The following is a 19,836-nucleotide window of genomic DNA, read 5'->3' on the forward strand; positions in this document are numbered from 1 at the left end:
GTTCTATCCGCGATATTGGGTACCAGCCTGTTGGCCGTCGCTTCGATGGGCCAGGCTGCCGAAAAGAAAAGCCTGGTGTTCTGCTCCGAAGGCAGCCCGGCCGGGTTCGATACTGCGCAGTACACCACCGCCACCGACAACGATGCGGCCGAGCCGATCTACAACCGCCTGGTTGAGTTCGAAAAGGGTGAAACCGGCGTCGTACCAGGGCTGGCTACCAAGTGGGATATCTCGCCAGACGGCCTGACCTACACCTTCCACTTGCGCGAAGGGGTGAAGTTCCACAGCAACAAGGAATTCAAGCCGACACGGGATTTCAACGCCGATGACGTGCTGTTCACCTTCAACCGCATGCTTGACGCCAACCACCCGTTTCGCAAGGCCTACCCCACCGAGTTTCCGTACTTCAACGGGATGAGCCTGAACAAGAACATCGCCAAGGTCGAGAAAACCGACCCGCATACCGTGGTGATGACCCTGAACACGGTCGATGCCGCGTTTATCCAGAACATCGCCATGAGCTTCGCCGCGATCCTCTCGGCCGAGTACGCCGAGCAACTGCTCAAGGCCGGCAAACCCAGCGATATCAACCAGAAGCCGATCGGCACCGGGCCGTTCGTGTTCCAGCGTTACCAGAAGGATTCGCAGATCCGTTTCGCCGGCAATAAAAACTACTGGGACCCGAGCAAGGTCAAGCTCGACCAACTGATTTTCGCCATCAACACCGACGCCTCGGTACGCGTGCAGAAGCTCAAGGCCAATGAATGCCAGGTCACCCTGCATCCACGCCCCGCCGATGTCGACGCGCTCAAGGCCGACCCGAACCTGCAACTGCTGACCAAACCCGGCTTCAACCTCGGCTACATCGCCTATAACGTGCGGCACAAACCCTTCGACCAGCTCGAAGTGCGCCAGGCCCTGGACATGGCGGTGAATAAGCAGAGCATCCTCAATGCCGTGTACCAGGGCGCGGGGCAACTGGCGGTCAACGCCATGCCGCCGACCCAGTGGTCCTATGACGACAGCATCAAGGACGCCGCCTACAACCCGGAAAAAGCCAAGGAATTGCTCAAGGCGGCCGGCGTCAAGGAAGGCACCGAGATCACCCTGTGGGCCATGCCCGTCCAGCGCCCGTACAACCCCAACGCCAAGCTGATGGCCGAGATGCTGCAAAGCGACTGGGCCAAGATTGGCCTCAAGGTCAAGATCGTCAGCTATGAGTGGGGCGAGTACATCAAGCGCACCAAAAACGGCGAGCACGATGTCAGCCTGATTGGTTGGACCGGCGACAACGGTGACCCGGACAACTGGCTGGGCACCCTCTACAGCTGCGACGCCATCGGCGGGAACAACTACTCGATGTGGTGTGACCCGGCGTACGACAAGCTGATCAAGCAAGCCAAGGTCGTCACCGACCGTGAACAACGGACTGTTCTGTACAAACAGGCGCAGCAACTGCTTAAAACACAGGTGCCGATCACGCCTGTCGCCCACTCGACGGTCAACCAACCGTTAAGCACCAAGGTCGAAGGTTTCAAAGTCAGCCCCTTCGGCCGCAACGTGTTCTCGGGCGTCAGTATCACCCCATAAGAAAATAACCGGATGCGCAGAGCGAAGTGGGCTCTGCCGCAAACGTGCAGCTGTAATTCGCGAAATGTCCTACAGCAAACGTTTGCAAGTGCTTGAAGAGTTACACACCCAATAGCCGGCTCATCTAAAAAGGCCGGCATAAAAAAAAGAGAACCAAAGGAGCTCCACCCATGAAACTAAGCAGCAAAGTGCTACTGGCCATGGCCATCAGCAGCATCACCGCGACCGCTTACGCCGAACCTGCAAGCCAGGAATTCGTGCCGACCACACTGGCCGGCGCCAGCGCCCAAAGCGAAGCCAAGGGCTTTATCGAAGACTTCAGCCTCGGCGGCAGTACGCGCAACTGGTACTCCCACGAAAGCCTGTACCGGGGGGGCAGCTTCAAATACAAAGAGCACGGTGTCGTAAAGACCGACCGCAACCGTACCAACTGGGTTCAGGGCACCATCCTCAACGCAAGCTCGGGTTTCACCCAGGGCACTGTTGGTGTCAAGACCGAAGTAGCGGTGTACAACGCTCTGGTTCTGGACCGCAGCAAACGCGATATCAAGGGCGGCTCTAACCGCACCTTGGCTGACTCTGACGGCAATGCCGTAGACCAGTGGAGCAAACTGGGCCTGGCCAACGTCCAGTTCCGTGTTTCCAACACCACCCTGACTGCCGGTCGCCAGAACTTCAGCAGCCCTATCGTCGACACTATCGGCAACCGTGCCCTACCTTCGAGCTTCGAGGGTGTGAGTTTCAACAGCGAAGAATTCAACAACCTGTCGTTCCAGGGCGGTGTGTTTGATCGTGTTTCGCCACGTACCGAGCAGAGCCTGTCGAAGTTCCGTACCGAATACACATCCGATGCCAGCGTGGAGACCGACAAGGTCTACACCCTGGGCGCCAACTATCAGCCGTTCAAAAGCCTGAAGACCAGCTTCTTCGGTGCCAACGTGAAGGACTTCTGGAACCAGTACTACTTCGGTGCAACCCACGAACTGGGTGACAGCCAGCAACTGGCCCTGACCACTGGCTTCAACTACTACAAGACCGTCGACGAAGGCAAAAAGCTGATGGGGGATATCGACAACGATACCTTCTCCCTGTCCCTGGGCCTGGCGCACCAAGCCCACAGCCTGACCTTCTCCTACCAGGCGGTGAACGGTAACGAGTACTTCGACTACCTGCACGAAACCAACGGCATCTACCTGGCCAACTCCTTGACTTCGGACTTCAACGGCCCGAACGAGAAATCCTTCCAGGTCGCCTACGGCATTAACATGGCCGAATACGGCGTGCCGGGCCTGAAGTTCAACATCTACTCGGCTCGCGGCTGGGGCATTGACGGTACCCACTACACCGGCAACCGTGGGGTAGTCGGCAAGGGCTACGACGGTATCCAGAAGCAAGACGGCGAGAAACACCAGGAATACGGTGTAGGCGCCGGTTATGCGATCCAGAGCGGCCCGCTCAAGGCCACTGCTATCCGTGCGACCTACGTCGAACACCGTGGCAGCGAGTTCCAATCTGACGGCAGCGTCAAGGAATTCCGTCTGGTCACCACCATCCCATTCAACATCCTTTAATTAGCGCCAGGTAAACGGCAGGCTCAGGACGAGCCTGCCGTCTACATTTGTGTGGTTGAATCGTTTGCAGAGGGCTCTTCAATGAAAATGCTCCCGTTACAAGCCGCCATGACCGCTGCACTGCTGAGTGTGGCCCTGGGCATTTCGGCCAAGCCGCTGGTGGTCTGCACCGAAGCCAGTCCGGAAGGCTTCGACCCGGTCCTGTACACCACGGCCGTCACCGCCGATGCTGCGGCCGAAACCATGTTCAACCGCCTGGTGGACTTCAAGCCCGGCACTACTGAAATCGTGCCTGCACTCGCCAAATCGTGGGACATCAGTGAAGACGGTCTGACCTATACCTTCCACCTGCGTGATGACGTCAAGTTCCACACCACCGACTACTTCAAGCCCACGCGCAACCTGAATGCCGACGACGTGCTCTGGAGCTTCCAGCGTCAACTGGACCCGAAACATCCGTGGCACAACAAGTCCACCACCGGTTTCCCCTATTTCGAAAGCATGGGTTTCAAGGAACTGCTCAAAAGCGTCGAGAAGACCGATGACCACACCGTGGTCTTCACCCTGACCCGCCCCGAAGCCCCGTTCCTGGCCGATGTCGCGATGCCCTTCACCGCCATCCACTCCGCCGAATACGCCGACAAACTGCTGGCCGCCAACAAGACCGGCGAGCTCAACAGCAAGCCGATCGGCACCGGCCCGTTTATTTTTACCCGCTACCAGAAAGATGCCCAGGTGCGCTTCAAGGCCAACCCGGAATACTTCCGTGGCAAGCCGCCCGCCGACCCGCTGATCCTGGCCATCGCGGTGGATAACAACGTGCGCCTGCAAAAGCTCAAGGCCAATGAGTGCCAGATCGCGCTGTATCCAAAGCCTGACGACCTGCCGAGTATCAAGGCCGATTCCAACCTGAAGGTCGCGGAACTGGCGGCGATGACCACCGCCTACACCGCCATGAACACCACCCACAAGTACATGAGCGACGCGCGGGTGCGCCACGCGATCAACATCGCGTTCGACAAACAGGGCTATAACGAATCCCTGTACGGCAAAGGCAATGCCATCGACGCCACCGGCCCGTACCCGCCGACCCTGCTGGGCTTCAACGACCAGCTGAAAAACCCGCCCCGCGACCTGGACAAGGCCCGTGCCCTGCTCAAGGAAGCCGGCGTGCCGGAAGGCACCGAATTCACCCTGTTCACCCGCAACGGCGGCGGCCCGACCAACCCCAACCCGATGCTCGGCGCCCAGCGCATGCAGGCGGATCTGGCGAAGATTGGCCTGAAGGTCAATATCAGGGTCATGGAGTGGGGCGAAATGCTCAAGCGCGCCAAAGCCGGCGAACACGACATGGTCTCGGCCGGCTGGGCCGGAGACAACGGCGACCCAGACAACTTCCTCACCCCCAACCTGAGTTGCGATGCCGCTAAAAACGGCGAAAACTACGCCCGCTGGTGTAACCAAGAGTTTCAGGGCTTGATCGACAAGGCCCGCGCCGTGGCTGAACCCGCCGAACGCGCCGCACTCTATGAACAAGCGCTGGCCGTTTTCGACAAGGACCAACCATGGATCCCCATGGCCTACCCGAAAATGTTCACCGCCATGCGCAAGAACGTCGAGGGTTATACCCAAAGCCCCCTGACCAACAATAACTTCGCCACCACCCAGGTGAAGTAATAAGAGACGCCCGGTTCCGTCGACGTTGACGGAGCCGGACCTGCCTAACCGGCTGATTGAGGTAGACAACACGATGTTTAGTTTTATTGCCCGCCGATTGGGGTTATTGATCCCCACGTTCTTCGGCATCACGTTGCTGACTTTTGCGTTGATTCGCATGATCCCTGGCGACCCCGTAGAAGTCATGATGGGCGAAAGGCGGGTTGACCCCGAGATGCACGCCCAGGCAATGGAACGCCTTGGCTTGAACAAACCCTTGTATGCGCAATACCTGGACTACGTCGGCAAGCTCGCCCAGGGCGACCTCGGCGAATCCCTGCGCACCCGCACCAGCGTCTGGAGCGAGTTCACCGCCCTGTTCCCCGCGACCCTGGAACTGTCCATGGCCGCCCTGTTGTTCGCCGGCATCCTCGGGCTATTGGCCGGGGTGATCGCGGCACTCAAGCGAGGATCCCTGTTCGACCATGGGGTGATGGGCATCTCCCTGGCGGGATATTCGATGCCGATCTTCTGGTGGGGCCTGATCCTGATCATGTTCTTCTCGGTGAGCCTGGGCTGGACCCCGGTTTCCGGGCGTATCGACCTGCTCTACGACATCGAGCCGCGCACCGGTTTCATGCTGATCGACACCCTGCTGGCCGACGAGCCGGACGCATTCTGGGATGCCCTGCACCACCTGATCCTGCCGGCCATCGTACTGGGCACCATCCCGCTGGCAGTGATTGCGCGGATGACCCGTTCCTCGATGCTTGAAGTGCTGCGCGAAGACTACATCCGTACCGCCAAGGCCAAGGGCCTGTCGCCGGCGCGCGTGGTGTTCGTGCACGGCCTGCGTAACGCGCTGATCCCGGTGCTGACAGTGGTGGGCCTGCAAGTCGGCACACTGCTGGCCGGTGCGGTTTTGACCGAAACCATCTTCTCCTGGCCCGGCATCGGCAAATGGCTGATCGAAGCCATTGGCGCGCGGGACTACCCGGTGGTGCAAAACGGCATCCTGCTGATCGCCTGTCTGGTGATCCTGGTGAACTTCGTGGTGGATATCCTCTACGGCTTCGCCAACCCACGCATCCGTCACCAGCGCTGAGATCATGACCATGACCACACCTACTCAAGTGTCAGCAGTCGATCAAAGCCTGCTGTACCCGTCGCCGTACAAAGAATTCTGGCAAGCCTTCTCCAAGAACAAGGGCGCGGTTGCCGGCCTGCTGTTTATGTTGCTGATCGTGTTCTGCGCGATCTTCGCCCCCTGGGTGGCGCCCCATAACCCGAGCGAGCAATACCGCGACTTCCTGCTGACCCCGCCGTCGTGGCTGGAAGGCGGGCAGATCCAGTTTTTGCTGGGCACCGACGAACTGGGCCGCGACCTGCTGTCGCGCCTGATCCAGGGCTCACGCCTATCGTTGCTGATCGGTTTGTCGTCGGTGGTGATGTCGCTGATCCCGGGGATCCTGCTAGGCCTGTTCGCCGGGTTCTTCCCGCGTCTGCTCGGCCCGACCATCATGCGTTTGATGGACATCATGCTGGCCCTGCCATCGCTGCTGCTGGCCGTGGCGATTGTCGCCATCCTCGGCCCTGGCCTGATCAACACCGTGATCGCGATTGCCATTGTGTCGCTGCCGTCCTACGTGCGCCTGACCCGCGCGGCGGTGATGGGCGAGCTCAACCGTGACTACGTGACCGCCGCGCGCCTGGCCGGTGCCGGCCTGCCGCGCCTGATGTTCGTGACCGTGCTGCCCAACTGCATGGCGCCATTGATCGTGCAGGCCACCTTGAGCTTCTCCTCGGCGATTCTCGATGCCGCCGCCCTGGGCTTCCTCGGCCTTGGCGTGCAACCGCCGACACCTGAGTGGGGCACCATGCTGGCTTCGGCCCGTGACTACATCGAACGTGCCTGGTGGGTCGTGAGCCTGCCTGGTTTGACCATTTTGCTCAGCGTGCTGGCAATCAACCTGATGGGCGACGGCCTGCGCGATGCGCTGGACCCGAAACTCAAGAATGCCGCGTGAGGAGATTCCCATGTCACTGCTAGAAATCAAGAATCTCAATGTGCGCTTCGGCGACAAAACCGCTGTGCCGGTGGTCGATGGCCTCGACCTGTCCGTGGACAAAGGCGAAGTGTTGGCCATCGTTGGCGAGTCGGGTTCGGGTAAGTCCGTGACCATGATGGCGCTGATGGGCCTGATCGAGCATCCCGGCATTGTCACCGCCGACTCGCTGACCTTCGACGGCAAGGACATGCTCAAGCTGAGCAATCGCCAGCGCCGGCAGATCGTCGGCAAAGACCTGGCGATGGTGTTCCAGGACCCGATGACCGCCCTGAACCCCAGCTACACCGTGGGCTTCCAGATTGAAGAAGTACTGCGCCTGCACCTGAAAATGTCCGGCAAGCAAGCGCGCAAGCGGGCCATTGAACTGCTGGAAAAGGTCGAGATCCCTGGCGCCTCCAGCCGTATGGATGCCTACCCGCACCAACTGTCCGGCGGCATGAGCCAGCGTGTGGCAATTGCCATGGCGATTGCCGGCGAACCAAAGCTGCTGATCGCCGACGAACCCACCACCGCCCTGGACGTGACCATCCAGGCGCAGATCATGGAACTGCTGCTGGCTCTGCAAAAAGAACAGAACATGGGCCTGGTGCTGATCACCCACGACCTCGCAGTCGTCGCGGAAACCGCTCAGCGCGTGTGCGTAATGTACGCCGGCCAAGCGGTGGAAGTCGGCCAGGTGCCCGGCCTGTTCGACGTGCCGGCGCACCCGTACAGCGAAGCGTTGCTGGCGGCGATCCCGGAACACAGCATGGGCGCCGCCCGTCTGTCGACCTTGCCGGGCATCGTCCCCGGTCGGTATGACCGCCCGCAAGGCTGCCTGCTGTCGCCACGCTGCCCATATGTGCAGGACAGCTGCCGCCAGACCCGTCCGACCCTGGACCCGCAAGCCCACAGCCTTGTGCGCTGCTTCTACCCCTTGAACCAGGAGGTGGCGTAATGGCCGTCGTTCTTACCGCCCGCGACCTGACCCGTCATTACGAAGTGTCCCGTGGCCTGTTCAAGGGCCACGCCACCGTGCGCGCCCTCAATGGCGTGTCGTTCGAGCTGGAAGCCGGCAAGACCCTCGCCGTCGTGGGTGAGTCGGGGTGTGGCAAATCCACCCTGGCCCGGGCGCTGACGCTGATTGAAGAGCCGTCGTCCGGCTCGTTGAAAATCGCCGGCCAGGAAGTCGCCGGCGCCGACAAGGCCCAGCGCAAACAACTGCGCAAAGACGTGCAGATGGTGTTCCAGAGCCCCTATGCCTCGTTGAATCCGCGGCAGAAAGTCGGTGATCAACTGGGCGAGCCGCTGTTGATCAACACCAACCTGTCCGCCGCCGAACGCCGCGAAAAAGTGCAGGCGATGATGAAGCAAGTGGGCCTGCGCCCTGAGCATTATCAGCGTTACCCGCACATGTTCTCCGGTGGCCAGCGCCAGCGCATTGCCCTGGCCCGCGCCATGATGCTGCAACCCAAGGTGCTGGTGGCGGATGAACCGACCTCGGCCCTCGACGTGTCGATCCAGGCCCAGGTGCTCAACCTGTTTATGGACCTGCAGCAGCAGTACAACACGGCCTACGTGTTCATTTCCCACAACCTGGCGGTGGTGCAACACGTTGCCGACCACGTGATGGTGATGTACCTCGGTCGCCCGGTGGAAATGGGCGCGAAGAACGACATCTACGAGCGCCCGCTGCACCCTTACACCCAGGCGCTGCTGTCGGCCACCCCGACCATTCACCCGGACCCGAACAAGCCAAAGATCAAGATCGTCGGCGAGCTGCCCAACCCGCTTAACCCGCCCTCCGGCTGCGCGTTCCATAAGCGCTGCCCGTATGCCACCGAGCGCTGCAGCAGTGAAGAGCCGCTGCTGCGCGAACTGGACAACCGCCAAGTGGCTTGCCATCACGCGGAGCAGTTCGTGGCCTAACCCCCTGTAGGGGTGGGCTTGTGTGGGAGCGGGCTTGCCCGCGATAGCATCAGCGCGGTTTAACTGACAGTGCGAAGCCCTATCCCACACAAGCCCTCTCCCACAGGGCGATACAGCGTTGTACAGCCTCTCCCGCCAGATTGCGCATCAGTCTGGCGGGAGGGGCTTTTTTGTTTTTAGCAAAGTGTAAAAGTTGTAAATGACATTTACTTGTATTTGATAATGACTAGCATTCCGGCGCACAGAGGGCGCCGAATCCTGCTGGAAGGCAGTTCTGGTGCATCTCGCTCAGTTGCCACCTTCCCTAAAGGATTCTGCGGACATGTCACCTCGATTCAGGCTCAGCCATTTCTCCCTGGCGTTTATCGCCGCCCTCTCGTCTCCCGCACTGCTGGCGGATACCTTGGAAAGAGAACACGGCAAAGTGCCGGTAGCCGCTACCGACCTGCCCGTCGACGGCACCTCCCAAGCCCTGGAGTTGAGCGAAACACGAATCCTGGGCACCGCTGCCGAAGAACTCAAACAAGCCCCCGGCGTGTCGATCATCACCGCCGAAGACATCAAGAAACGCCCGCCGACCAACGACCTGTCGGACATCATCCGCCGTGAACCGGGCGTCAACCTCAGTGGCAACAGCTCCAGCGGCAGCCGAGGCAACAACCGCCAGATCGACCTGCGCGGCATGGGCCCGGAAAACACCCTGATCCTGATCGATGGCAAGCCCTCGACCTCGCGCAACGCCGTGCGCTACGGCTGGAGCGGCGACCGTGACACCCGTGGCGAAACCAACTGGGTGCCGGCCGAAGAAGTCGAACGCATTGAAATCCTGCGTGGCCCGGCGGCTGCTCGCTACGGCTCCGGGGCCATGGGCGGGGTGATCAACATCATCACCAAGCGCCCCACCGACCAGTTGCACGGCTCGCTGACCACCTACGTGTCGCTGCCCGAAGACGATGCCGAAGGCATGAGCAAACGCACCAACTTCAACCTCAGCGGCCCGTTGAGCGACACCTTGGCGTTCCGGGTGTATGGCGGCCTGAACAAGACCGATGCCGATGACTCCACCATCAACCAGGCCGAGCAGGCTAGCGCAGACTCGCTGGTCGCCGGCCGCGAGGGTGTGCGCAACAAGGACGTCAACGGTTTGCTCAGTTGGCAATTCACCCCCGAGCAGACCCTGGACCTGGAAGCCAGCTACAGCCGTCAGGGCAATATCTTCGCCGGCGACACCATGCTCAACGGCGGCGGTGTATTCGTGAACAGCCTGGTCGGCAAGGAAACCAGCGTGATCCAGCGCAGCAGTTTCTCCGCCACCCACCGTGGCGAGTTCGACTGGGGCTCGACCATGGCATCGCTGAGCCACGACCTGACCCGCAACGCACGCCTCAACGAAGGCCTGGCGGGTTCCGGCGAGGGCGCGCCCTCCGCCACCGCTGGCCGTTTCGAATCGCGGCTGCGCAACACCCGGGCCACGGCCGAGGTCAACCTGCCCCTGAGTTTCGGCACCGAGCAGGTGCTGACCCTGGGCAGCGAATACCTCTACGAGTCGATGAACGATCCGGGGTCGCTGCGCCCACAAAGCTACGACCCTGGCACAGGTGGCGTACCGAGCATTCCGGGGATGAGCCGCAGCAGCACCAAGACCACGGCCTCCAGCTATGCGCTGTTCGCCGAGGACAACATCGAAGTCGGCAGCAAGACCATCATCACCCCCGGCCTGCGCTACGACGATCATGAAGAGTACGGCGGCAACTGGAGCCCGAGCCTCAACGCCTCGCACCAACTGACCGATGAGCTGAGCCTCAAGGGCGGTATTGCCCGCGCCTACAAGACGCCCAACCTGTACCAGTCCAACCCCAACTACTTGCTGTACAGCCGTGGCAACGGTTGCAACGCCAGCGAAGCCAACTCCGGCGGCTGCTACCTGGTGGGTAACCCGGACCTGAAACCGGAAATCAGCGTCAACAAGGAAATCGGCCTGGCCTATGACAAAGGCACCTGGCGCACCAGCGCGACCTACTTCCGTAATGACTACAAGAACAAAATCAACGCCAGCAACACCGCCGCCTACCGCCTGGACGGCGGGCGCCGCGTGCTGGAGTGGGAAAACAGCGGGGCGGCACTGGTGCAGGGGGTCGAGGGCAACCTGTTCATGACCCTGCGCGACGACCTGGACTGGAACACCAACCTGACCTACATGATCGACTCCAAGGACAAGGACACCGGCGAACCGCTGAGCGTCATTCCCAAGTACACGGTCAACACCACTCTGGACTGGCAGGCCACCGACAAGCTGTCGTTCCAGGTCAGCGGCACCTACTACGGCAAGCAGGAGGCGCCGACCCTCAACTCCCGCAGCGCCAACCGCTATGATCGCAGCGCCCAACAGGATGTGGACCCGTACGGTTTGATGGGGTTGAGCAGCGGCTACGAGTTCACCAAGAACCTGAGTGTGCGCGTGGGCATCGAGAACCTGCTGGACAAGCGCCTGTATCGCAAAGGCAATGCTGACGATGCCGGTGCCCAGACGTATAACGAACCGGGTCGGGCTTACTTTGCGTCGGTGACGGCTTCGTTCTAAGGGCCATGCTATTGAAGGTCTTTGAATAGTCAGCTGTATCTGGACACTTTGGCGAGGGGACAAATCCCCTCGCCACCAGTGGGTGTTACCTTTAATTAAGCGTTAGCAATTACCGTTTATTCGCGAGCAAACCAACGACAAGTCCGACATTAAAAACAGCACTATCGCCCACCAACAAAGCAAACTTTCCGCAACTTGTAACTACCATGTTTCCGCAATTGCGCAACGCAATCTCAGAAGAATAAAGTCCGCCAGCTACAACTTCCTATATTCTTTGCGAGAACTGTCATGAGAGAAATTTCAAAATCTCTGAAAAAGCTGCTGTCTGATATCTACGAGGACGGCGACGTGTCGCTGATGGAGTTCAAGGCCTTGCAGGTTGAATCCGACCTGCGCTGGGGAAGGGTGGTCGATGAACTGGGGAAAAACAATACATTGCTGGCATTTCAAAGTTCGATGGATGTTGCCATGCACTTATTGTTTTTGAGCCTGAACTACATAAAGGACCAGGAAATCACTGATGTGGGCGAAGCCATTGTCAAGGATGCAATAGCCGCACAAGTTGAAACGCTAATGGCCGGTGCTGAACTGTCCCTTAAACAACTTAAAGTTGGCCCCAACACCCGGTAATCTACCGCAAAAAAAGGCGAAGCCATCACAGCTCCGCCTTTTTTTATACCGCTAACCCTTAGTGGTGTTCGCGGGTCGCACGGAATTTCACATCAGGCCAGCGCTCTTCCATCAACGCCAGGTTCACCCGGGTAGGCGCCAGGTAGGTCAGGTGGCCACCGCCGTCGATGGCGAGGTTTTCCACGGCCTTGTTGGAGAACTCCTCCAACTTCTTCTTGTCACTGCAATCAATCCAGCGTGCCGAGTACACGGTGATCGGCTCGTAGGAGCATTCGACCTTGTATTCCTCTTTCAAGCGGCTGGCCACCACATCGAACTGCAGCACACCCACGGCGCCGAGGATGATGTCGTTGCTGCGCTCGGGGAAGAACACCTGGGTGGCGCCCTCTTCCGCCAATTGCTGCAGACCTTGGCGCAGTTGCTTGGATTTCAGCGGGTCGCGCAGGCGTACGCGGCGGAACAGTTCCGGGGCGAAGTGCGGGATACCGGTGAAGCTCAAGGCTTCGCCTTCGGTGAAGGTGTCGCCGATCTGGATGGTGCCGTGGTTGTGCAAACCGATGATGTCGCCGGCAAACGCTTCTTCCAGTTGCTCACGCTCCGAGGAGAAGAACGTCAGGGCGTCGCCGATGCGTACGTCCTTGCCGGTGCGTACGTGGCGCATCTTCATGCCTTTTTCGTACTTGCCGGAGCAGATACGCATAAAGGCGATACGGTCGCGGTGCTTGGGGTCCATGTTCGCCTGGATCTTGAACACGAAGCCGCTGAATTTCTCTTCAACCGGCTCCACGGTACGCTCGTTGGCAACCCGCGCCAGTGGTTTCGGTGCCCAATTGACCACCGCATCCAGTACGTGGTCGACGCCGAAGTTGCCCAGGGCGGTACCGAAGAACACCGGGGTCAGTTGCCCGTCGAGGAATTCCTGCTGGTTGAACGCGTGGCAGGCGCCCTGCACCAGTTCCAGTTGGTCGACGAAGCGCTCGTACTCGTCACCCAGGTGGGCGCGGGCCTCATCGGAGTCGAGTTTCTCGATGATCTTCACATCGGTGCGTTCGTGACCGTGGCCGGCGGTGTAGACAATGATGTAGTCGTCGGCCAGGTGGTACACGCCCTTGAAGTCGCGGTAGCAGCCAATCGGCCAGGTGATCGGCGCGGCCTTGATCTTCAGGACGGCTTCGATTTCATCCAGCAGTTCGATCGGGTCGCGGATGTCACGGTCGAGTTTGTTGATAAAGCTGACGATCGGCGTATCGCGCAGGCGGCACACGTCCATCAGCGCGATGGTGCGTGGCTCGACGCCCTTACCGCCGTCGAGGACCATCAAGGCCGAGTCCACCGCGGTCAGGGTGCGGTAGGTATCTTCGGAGAAGTCTTCATGGCCCGGGGTGTCGAGCAGGTTGACCATGTGGTCGCGATAGGGGAACTGCATGACCGACGTGGTAATGGAAATACCCCGTTGTTTCTCCATCTCCATCCAGTCAGAGGTGGCATGGCGATCGGATTTGCGGGATTTCACCGTGCCGGCCACTGCGATCGCCTTGCCCATCAGCAGGAGCTTTTCGGTGATGGTGGTTTTACCGGCATCGGGGTGGGAAATAATGGCGAAAGTGCGGCGTTTCGCGACTTCGGCGGCCTGGTGGGTCATGGGAAATCGCCTGGCAGGTGAGTCAAAAAAGGGCGGCGAGTATAGCGCAAACCCAGGGAGCCGGACCACCGTTCACCCGATTGGGGGGTGGCTAAATGCTGCCAAGTATGGAACCTTTTAAAAGGTAGAGACGTCCACTCCCCTGCTACCGCACTCGGAACAGGGGCTGAAAAATCAGCAAGTTAGCCTGACGAGGCTGCGCTCATGGCTTGGTCGCATACCGCGTTGCCGGTATCGGCGAGCTGCTTTTCGCGAACATATTCGCCGACAGCCAGGAATGGCATTGCCGCTCGGAAATGTGTTCGCCGACAAAAGAAAAAAGGAGTCCGCCTGTGGCTATTCGCTATGGCAAAGGGCTGATAGGAGGAGCGGTTGTCGTCGCTCTCCTGGCCCTGCTGGTCCACTGGATCGGCATCAACACGATCGAACTGTACCGCGACGATTTGTTGTTTTACCTGCAAGCTCACCTGATTCTTGTACTTGTCTCCATGCTGGCTGCCCTGATCGTAGGGATCCCCGCCGGTATCCTGCTCAGCCGACCGAATATGGTCGGGCGCGCAGAACGCTTCATGCAGATCTTCAACATCGGCAACACCGTCCCTCCCCTGGCCGTACTGGCCATCGCCCTCGGCGTCCTCGGCATCGGCAGTGGCCCGGCCATCTTCGCCCTGTTCCTCGCCTCCTTGCTGCCCATCGTGCGCAATACCTACGAAGGCCTGAAAAACGTGCAGGGTTCCTTGAAGGAAGCCGCCGTCGGCATCGGCATGACCCCACGCCAGGTGCTGTTTCGCGTCGAATTGCCCAACGCCGTGCCGATCATTATCGGTGGCGTACGTGTGGCCCTGGCAATCAACGTCGGCACCGCACCGCTGGCGTTCCTGATTGGCGCCAATAGCCTGGGCAGCCTGATCTTCCCCGGCATCGCCCTGAACAACCAGCCGCAATTGCTGCTCGGCGCCGCGTGCACCGCGCTGCTGGCATTGCTGCTTGACGGTCTGGTGACCATGGCCAGCCGCCTCTGGCTGGAACGCGGGTTGCGTCCGTCTTAAGGCTTGGCAAAGGAATTCACATGAAAAAACTGACTTTGATACTGAGCTGCGTCCTGCTGTTTGCAGGCATTGCGCAAGCTGCTGAAAAACCGGTGATCCGCATCGGCGCCCGGGTCTTCACCGAACAGACCCTGCTCGCCGAAATCACCTCCCAGTACCTGCGCACCAAGGGGTACGACACCCGCGTGACCGGCGGCCTGGGCAGCAACCTGGCGCGCAGTGCCCAGGAAAGCGGGCAACTGGACCTGATCTGGGAGTACACCGGCGTGTCCCTGGTGGCCTACAACCATGTGGACGAGAAGCTCGACAGCGAACAGTCCTACGCACGGGTTAAAGAACTCGACGCAAAAAAAGGCCTGGTCTGGCTGTCGCCGTCGAAATTCAGCAATACCTACGCCCTGTCCCTGCCGGAAAACGTGGCCAAGGAGTATCCGCAGATCAACACCATCAGCGACCTGACCCAGGCGCTGGCCGAGACAACCCATGAAAACCGCCTGGTGGCCCTGGACACCGAGTTCGCCAACCGTTCCGACGGCATGGCCGGCATGGTCAAGCTGTACGGCATGAACCTCACCCGCAAGAACACCCGGCAGATGGACGCCGGTCTGGTCTACACCGCCTTGCGCAATGGCCAGGTATTTGCCGGCCTGGTGTACACCACCGACGGTCGCCTCAATGCCTTCAAATTGAAGCTGCTGGAAGATGACCTGCACTACTTCCCGGATTACACCGCAGCCCCCGTGGTGCGTCAGGTTTATCTGGATGCCCACCCGCAATTGGCCGCCGACCTCAAGCCACTGGCAGCGCTGTTCGACGATGAAACCATGCGCCAGCTGAACGCGCGGGTCGACGTCGACCATGAAAGCCCATCGGCTGTAGCCGCTGATTTCCTGCGCCAGCACCCACTCAACTAAAAGAGGAGAAGACATGGAATTTCTGAACGCCTTTTCCCATCTTGATTGGGCCCAAGTCCTGCACCTGACCTGGCAGCACATCACCCTGGTCGGGATCGCCGTGATCCTCGCGATCGTCGTAGGCGTGCCCCTGGGCGTGCTGATGACCCGCTTCCCGACCCTGGCCGGCCCGTTGCAAGCCAGTGCCACGGTGCTGCTGACGGTGCCATCGATTGCCCTGTTCGGCCTGCTGCTGCCGTTCTACTCCAAATTTGGCCAGGGCCTGGGGCCGATGCCGGCGATCACCGCCGTATTCCTCTACTCCCTGCTGCCGATCATGCGTAACACCTACCTGGCCCTGACCGGCGTCGAGCCGGGCATCCGCGAAGCCGCCAAAGGCATCGGCATGACCTTCGGCCAGCGCCTGCGCATGGTCGAGCTGCCGATTGCCGTGCCGGTGATCCTCGCCGGGGTGCGCACCGCCGTGGTGATGAACATCGGTGTGATGACCATTGCCGCCACCATCGGCGCCGGTGGCCTGGGTGTACTTATTCTGGCTTCCATCAGCCGCAGCGACATGTCGATGCTGATCGTTGGCGCCGTGCTGGTCAGTCTCCTGGCCATCTTCGCCGACCTGCTTCTGCAATGGCTGCAACGCTCGCTGACTCCAAAAGGATTGCTCAAATGATCGAACTTCAAAACCTGTCCAAGACATTCCAAAGCAACGGCAAGACTGTCACCGCCGTTAACGACGTGAGCCTGACTGTCAATGAAGGCGAGATTTGCGTGTTCCTCGGTCCCTCGGGCTGCGGCAAGAGCACCACGCTGAAGATGATCAACCGCCTGATCAAGCCCTCCTCGGGCAAGATCCTGATCAACGGCGAAGACACCACCGACCTCGATGAAGTGACCCTGCGCCGCAATATCGGCTACGTGATCCAGCAGATCGGCCTGTTTCCCAACATGACCATCGAGGAAAACATCGTGGTCGTGCCCAAGCTGCTGGGCTGGGACAAGCAGAAATGCCACGACCGCGCCCGCGAGTTGATGAGCATGATCAAGCTCGAACCCAAGCAGTATCTGCACCGCTACCCGCGCGAGCTGTCCGGTGGCCAGCAACAGCGCATCGGCGTGATCCGCGCCCTGGCGGCCGACGCGCCGTTGCTGCTGATGGATGAGCCGTTCGGCGCGGTCGACCCAATCAACCGCGAGATGATCCAGAACGAGTTCTTCGAGATGCAACGCGCGCTGAACAAGACGGTGATCATGGTCAGCCATGACATCGACGAGGCGATCAAGCTGGGCGACAAAATCGCCATCTTCCGCGCCGGCAAGTTGTTGCAGATCGACCACCCGGACACTCTCCTGGCCCATCCTGCCGACGAGTTTGTCAGCAACTTTGTCGGCCAGGACAGCACCCTCAAGCGCCTGCTGCTGGTCAAGGCCGAAGACGCGGCGGACAACGCCCCGTCGGTCAGCCCGCAAACCCCGGTGGCCGATGCCCTGGAGCTGATGGACGAGCATGACCGCCGCTATGTGGTGGTCACCTGCGCCGAGAACAAGGCGCTGGGTTATGTACGACGTCGCGACCTGCATCGTCAGACGGGTACCTGCGCCCAATACCTGCGCGAGTTCAACGCCACGGCGGCGTTTGACGAGCACTTGCGCATCCTGTTGTCGCGCATGTACGAGTTCAACCGCTCGTGGCTGCCGGTGATGGATGCCGAGCGGGTGTTTTTGGGTGAAGTGACCCAGGAGTCGATTGCCGAGTACCTGAGCTCTGGTAAGTCCCGTGGGGGCAAGACCAGTATTGTGTCGCCTGCCGAGACCGCACTGGCCTGAGACCACTCGGTCAAAATTGTGGGAGCGGGCTTGCTCGCGAAAGCGGTGTGTCAGTCACTGAATGGGTGCTGACCCACCGCCTTCGCGAGCAAGCCCGCTCCCGCATTTAGTTCTGCTGGGTGTCAGGAAATAGCCTGATTCCTCCTCATTGGGGAACATCAATCCGTCACACCGGTCGGTTACATAAGTAGCTGAACTGGGTCACGCGACGAACGCGTGCAAAAACGCGACATTTTTAGTTGATCTCAAGCCCCTCACGCCCTAAAGTTCGCGCCGAACGTCCATGCTGGAAACGATCCATCCGGCTCAAGTACTGACGACGAGACAGCAAGGCCAAGGGAAGCTTATCCCATGGCCTTTTTGCTTTCGGCGACATGCCTTGGGAAGTAGGCGAACCAAAGTGGGGATACGGAGGACGTTCATTTGCACCCATTGTTAATTTCAGTTTGCCCTTAGGAGTTCCCAGCATGTCGATCAACGTCGAAGATTATTTCGCGCGCGCCACTTTTGACAAAATGAAGGCGTTCGCCGACAAGCAAGAAACCCCGTTCGTGGTGATCGACACCGCGATGATCAGCCAGGCCTACGATGACCTGCGCGCCGGTTTCGAATTCGCCAAGGTGTACTACGCCGTCAAGGCCAACCCGGCTGTCGAGATCATCGACCTGTTGAAAGACAAGGGTTCGAGCTTCGACATCGCCTCGATCTACGAGCTGGACAAGGTCATGGACCGCGGCGTCAGCGCCGACCGTATCAGCTACGGCAACACCATCAAGAAATCCAAGGACATCCGCTACTTCTACGAGAAGGGCGTGCGCCTGTTCTCCACCGACTCCGAAGCCGACCTGCGCAACATCGCCAAGGCCGCGCCGGGCTCGAAAGTCTATGTGCGTATCCTCACCGAAGGCTCGACCACGGCTGACTGGCCTTTGTCGCGCAAATTCGGCTGCCAGACCGACATGGCCATGGACCTGCTGATCCTCGCCCGCGATTTGGGCCTGGTGCCTTACGGCATCTCGTTCCACGTGGGTTCGCAGCAGCGTGATATCAGCGTGTGGGACGCCGCCATTGCCAAGGTCAAAGTGATCTTCGAGCGTTTGAAAGAAGAGGACGGCATCCACCTCAAGCTGATCAACATGGGCGGTGGCTTCCCGGCCAACTACATCACCCGCACCAACAGCCTGGAAACCTACGCCGAGGAAATCATCCGCTTCCTCAAGGAAGACTTCGGTGACGAGCTGCCGGAAATCATCCTGGAACCAGGCCGTTCGTTGATCGCCAACGCCGGGATCCTGGTCAGTGAAGTGGTGTTGGTCGCCCGTAAATCCCGCACCGCCGTCGAGCGTTGGGTGTACACGGATGTGGGCAAGTTCTCGGGCCTGATCGAAACCATGGACGAAGCCATCAAGTTCCCGATCTGGACCGAGAAAAAGGGCGAGATGGAAGAAGTGGTGATCGCCGGTCCTACCTGCGACAGCGCCGATATCATGTACGAAAACTACAAGTACGGCCTGCCTCTGAACCTGGCCATTGGTGACCGCCTGTACTGGCTGTCGACGGGTGCGTACACCACCAGCTATAGCGCAGTTGAATTCAACGGTTTCCCGCCGCTGAAATCCTTCTACGTCTGATCCCGTAGGAGCCGGCTTGCCGGCTCCTGCAACTCCTCTGCGCGTTGTTGGTAGGCATCGGCCATGGCGCGAATCTGCGGATCATTGGCCGCTGCCAGCGCTTTATGGGCCACCCGCAAGAACTTCAGATTCCCGCCCTCCAGTGCCTTGTGCAACCACTCCAGCGCCGCTTCGATCTGCCCATGCTCAGCCAGCATGGCCGCATAACTGAACTGCCCGCGAAAATCCCCACCTTGCGCCGAGCGGCGATACCACTCAAGCGCTGCGGGCACGTCTTGCGCACAGAACTGCCCTTCTTCCAGGTAACGCCCCAACAGGTTCATCGACTTGGCATGCCCCCGTTCGGCAGCCTGGCGATAGCAGGCCAGTGCCTGCTGCTGGTCTTGCGTCACCCCGCGCCCGGTGGCCAGCAGGTTGGCGTAGTTGTACAGCCCCCAATCCAACCCGGCTTCTGCCGCCTGGCGGTACTCCCCGGCAGCCGCCCGCTCATTGGCGGCGCAACCCCAACCATGCTCCAGGCAGCGCCCCACCATATTGCGGGCCATCAAGTGGCCGCCCTGGGCGGCAATCCGGAACCAGCGCAGGGCCAGTGCTTCATCGCGCTCGATCCCGCGCCCTTCCAGGAGGATTTGCCCCAGTAGCGCCTGGGCATCGAGCACGCCCTCCTTCGCCGCCATCAGGATCGCCTGGGCCGCGCGGGCCGGTGATTCGTCGAGCATGGCCCGCAGTTGTTCGCCGTCGAGGCGTTCTTCGCGGCGCAAGTGAAAAGCCATG

16 protein-coding genes are annotated in these 19,836 nt (G+C 60.2%); 14 read left to right on the forward strand and 2 right to left on the reverse strand.

All coding sequences use genetic code 11. The features are described from left to right. The first annotated feature begins 45 nt into the window (after positions 1–45). The 9 genes from PSH73_RS22050 to PSH73_RS22090 all read left to right on the forward strand — a co-directional run bounded on the left by PSH73_RS22050 (position 46) and on the right by PSH73_RS22090 (position 12,005). Complete coding sequence (locus tag PSH73_RS22050; RefSeq protein WP_370694608.1) at positions 46–1,590, forward strand: ABC transporter substrate-binding protein; 1,545 nt, start codon at positions 46–48, stop codon at positions 1,588–1,590. 170 nt (positions 1,591–1,760) lie between these two features. Then, the gene (locus tag PSH73_RS22055; RefSeq protein WP_057958426.1) at positions 1,761–3,161 is read left to right on the forward strand and encodes an OprD family outer membrane porin; all 1,401 of its coding nucleotides are present in this window, start codon (positions 1,761–1,763) and stop codon (positions 3,159–3,161) included. A gap of 81 nt (positions 3,162–3,242) precedes the next feature. Then, on the forward strand, positions 3,243–4,838 hold the full coding sequence (locus PSH73_RS22060; RefSeq protein ID WP_305461360.1) for an ABC transporter substrate-binding protein: 1,596 nt from the start codon (positions 3,243–3,245) through the stop codon (positions 4,836–4,838). Between the two features lie 73 nt (positions 4,839–4,911). Then, positions 4,912–5,922, forward strand: coding sequence for an ABC transporter permease subunit (locus tag PSH73_RS22065; RefSeq protein ID WP_057958424.1), 1,011 nt, complete (start codon positions 4,912–4,914; stop codon positions 5,920–5,922). Between the two features lie 10 nt (positions 5,923–5,932). Then, positions 5,933–6,844, forward strand: coding sequence for an ABC transporter permease subunit (locus PSH73_RS22070; RefSeq protein ID WP_029291943.1), 912 nt, complete (start codon positions 5,933–5,935; stop codon positions 6,842–6,844). 10 nt (positions 6,845–6,854) lie between these two features. Further along, positions 6,855–7,823: an ABC transporter ATP-binding protein gene (locus tag PSH73_RS22075; RefSeq protein ID WP_057438051.1), complete on the forward strand. Its 969-nt coding sequence runs from the start codon at positions 6,855–6,857 to the stop codon at positions 7,821–7,823. Beyond that, positions 7,823–8,794 carry a peptide ABC transporter ATP-binding protein gene (locus PSH73_RS22080; protein WP_057958423.1) on the forward strand — a complete coding sequence of 324 codons (972 nt, stop codon included), beginning with the start codon at positions 7,823–7,825 and terminating at the stop codon, positions 8,792–8,794. The genes PSH73_RS22075 and PSH73_RS22080 overlap by 1 nt, the downstream gene beginning before the upstream one ends. Before the next feature lie 322 nt (positions 8,795–9,116). After that, positions 9,117–11,375, forward strand: a complete 2,259-nt coding sequence (locus PSH73_RS22085; protein WP_057438048.1) for a TonB-dependent siderophore receptor — start codon at positions 9,117–9,119, stop codon at positions 11,373–11,375. A 288-nt stretch (positions 11,376–11,663) separates the two neighbouring features. Beyond that, positions 11,664–12,005: a hypothetical protein gene (locus PSH73_RS22090; RefSeq protein WP_057958422.1), complete on the forward strand. Its 342-nt coding sequence runs from the start codon at positions 11,664–11,666 to the stop codon at positions 12,003–12,005. A gap of 58 nt (positions 12,006–12,063) precedes the next feature. On the opposite strand, the gene PSH73_RS22095 is transcribed toward PSH73_RS22090, so the two are convergent. Then, positions 12,064–13,647 carry a peptide chain release factor 3 gene (locus PSH73_RS22095; RefSeq protein ID WP_120734153.1) on the reverse strand — a complete coding sequence of 528 codons (1,584 nt, stop codon included), beginning with the start codon at positions 13,645–13,647 and terminating at the stop codon, positions 12,064–12,066. A 296-nt stretch (positions 13,648–13,943) separates the two neighbouring features. On the opposite strand from PSH73_RS22095, the gene PSH73_RS22100 reads away from it, so the two are divergent. The 5 genes from PSH73_RS22100 to PSH73_RS22120 all read left to right on the forward strand — a co-directional run bounded on the left by PSH73_RS22100 (position 13,944) and on the right by PSH73_RS22120 (position 19,062). After that, positions 13,944–14,696 carry an ABC transporter permease gene (locus PSH73_RS22100; protein WP_233092015.1) on the forward strand — a complete coding sequence of 251 codons (753 nt, stop codon included), beginning with the start codon at positions 13,944–13,946 and terminating at the stop codon, positions 14,694–14,696. 20 nt (positions 14,697–14,716) lie between these two features. Beyond that, a complete protein-coding gene (locus tag PSH73_RS22105) occupies positions 14,717–15,610 on the forward strand; it encodes a glycine betaine ABC transporter substrate-binding protein (protein WP_169989526.1) in 894 nt (297 codons plus the stop codon). Between the two features lie 13 nt (positions 15,611–15,623). Next, positions 15,624–16,277, forward strand: a complete 654-nt coding sequence (locus tag PSH73_RS22110) for an ABC transporter permease (protein WP_027604864.1) — start codon at positions 15,624–15,626, stop codon at positions 16,275–16,277. Continuing rightward, positions 16,274–17,431 carry a betaine/proline/choline family ABC transporter ATP-binding protein gene (locus PSH73_RS22115; RefSeq protein ID WP_120734155.1) on the forward strand — a complete coding sequence of 386 codons (1,158 nt, stop codon included), beginning with the start codon at positions 16,274–16,276 and terminating at the stop codon, positions 17,429–17,431. Before PSH73_RS22110 ends, PSH73_RS22115 begins: the two co-directional genes overlap by 4 nt. Positions 17,432–17,898: 467 nt before the next feature. Further along, positions 17,899–19,062 carry a type III PLP-dependent enzyme gene (locus tag PSH73_RS22120; RefSeq protein ID WP_032861941.1) on the forward strand — a complete coding sequence of 388 codons (1,164 nt, stop codon included), beginning with the start codon at positions 17,899–17,901 and terminating at the stop codon, positions 19,060–19,062. Here the strand turns inward: PSH73_RS22120 and PSH73_RS22125 are convergent. After that, the gene (locus PSH73_RS22125; protein ID WP_057441031.1) at positions 19,053–19,835 is read right to left on the reverse strand and encodes a tetratricopeptide repeat protein; all 783 of its coding nucleotides are present in this window, start codon (positions 19,833–19,835) and stop codon (positions 19,053–19,055) included. The genes PSH73_RS22120 and PSH73_RS22125 overlap by 10 nt on opposite strands. Position 19,836 lies beyond the last annotated feature (1 nt).

Source organism: Pseudomonas sp. FP2294 (assembly GCF_030687625.1).
GTDB classification, from domain to species: Bacteria; Pseudomonadota; Gammaproteobacteria; order Pseudomonadales; family Pseudomonadaceae; genus Aquipseudomonas; species Aquipseudomonas shahriarae.

What these genes read in the sequence shown, in the direction of transcription:
- PSH73_RS22050 (WP_370694608.1), top strand. Translation starts at nt 46, where the DNA reads ATGGGCCAGGCTGCCGAAAAGAAAAGCCTGGTGTTCTGCTCCGAAGGC.
- PSH73_RS22055 (WP_057958426.1), top strand. Translation starts at nt 1,761, where the DNA reads ATGAAACTAAGCAGCAAAGTGCTACTGGCCATGGCCATCAGCAGCATC.
- PSH73_RS22060 (WP_305461360.1), top strand. Translation starts at nt 3,243, where the DNA reads ATGAAAATGCTCCCGTTACAAGCCGCCATGACCGCTGCACTGCTGAGT.
- PSH73_RS22065 (WP_057958424.1), top strand. Translation starts at nt 4,912, where the DNA reads ATGTTTAGTTTTATTGCCCGCCGATTGGGGTTATTGATCCCCACGTTC.
- PSH73_RS22070 (WP_029291943.1), top strand. Translation starts at nt 5,933, where the DNA reads ATGACCACACCTACTCAAGTGTCAGCAGTCGATCAAAGCCTGCTGTAC.
- PSH73_RS22075 (WP_057438051.1), top strand. Translation starts at nt 6,855, where the DNA reads ATGTCACTGCTAGAAATCAAGAATCTCAATGTGCGCTTCGGCGACAAA.
- PSH73_RS22080 (WP_057958423.1), top strand. Translation starts at nt 7,823, where the DNA reads ATGGCCGTCGTTCTTACCGCCCGCGACCTGACCCGTCATTACGAAGTG.
- PSH73_RS22085 (WP_057438048.1), top strand. Translation starts at nt 9,117, where the DNA reads ATGTCACCTCGATTCAGGCTCAGCCATTTCTCCCTGGCGTTTATCGCC.
- PSH73_RS22090 (WP_057958422.1), top strand. Translation starts at nt 11,664, where the DNA reads ATGAGAGAAATTTCAAAATCTCTGAAAAAGCTGCTGTCTGATATCTAC.
- PSH73_RS22095 (WP_120734153.1), bottom strand. Translation starts at nt 13,647, where the DNA reads ATGACCCACCAGGCCGCCGAAGTCGCGAAACGCCGCACTTTCGCCATT.
- PSH73_RS22100 (WP_233092015.1), top strand. Translation starts at nt 13,944, where the DNA reads ATGTGTTCGCCGACAAAAGAAAAAAGGAGTCCGCCTGTGGCTATTCGC.
- PSH73_RS22105 (WP_169989526.1), top strand. Translation starts at nt 14,717, where the DNA reads ATGAAAAAACTGACTTTGATACTGAGCTGCGTCCTGCTGTTTGCAGGC.
- PSH73_RS22110 (WP_027604864.1), top strand. Translation starts at nt 15,624, where the DNA reads ATGGAATTTCTGAACGCCTTTTCCCATCTTGATTGGGCCCAAGTCCTG.
- PSH73_RS22115 (WP_120734155.1), top strand. Translation starts at nt 16,274, where the DNA reads ATGATCGAACTTCAAAACCTGTCCAAGACATTCCAAAGCAACGGCAAG.
- PSH73_RS22120 (WP_032861941.1), top strand. Translation starts at nt 17,899, where the DNA reads ATGTCGATCAACGTCGAAGATTATTTCGCGCGCGCCACTTTTGACAAA.
- PSH73_RS22125 (WP_057441031.1), bottom strand. Translation starts at nt 19,835, where the DNA reads ATGGCTTTTCACTTGCGCCGCGAAGAACGCCTCGACGGCGAACAACTG.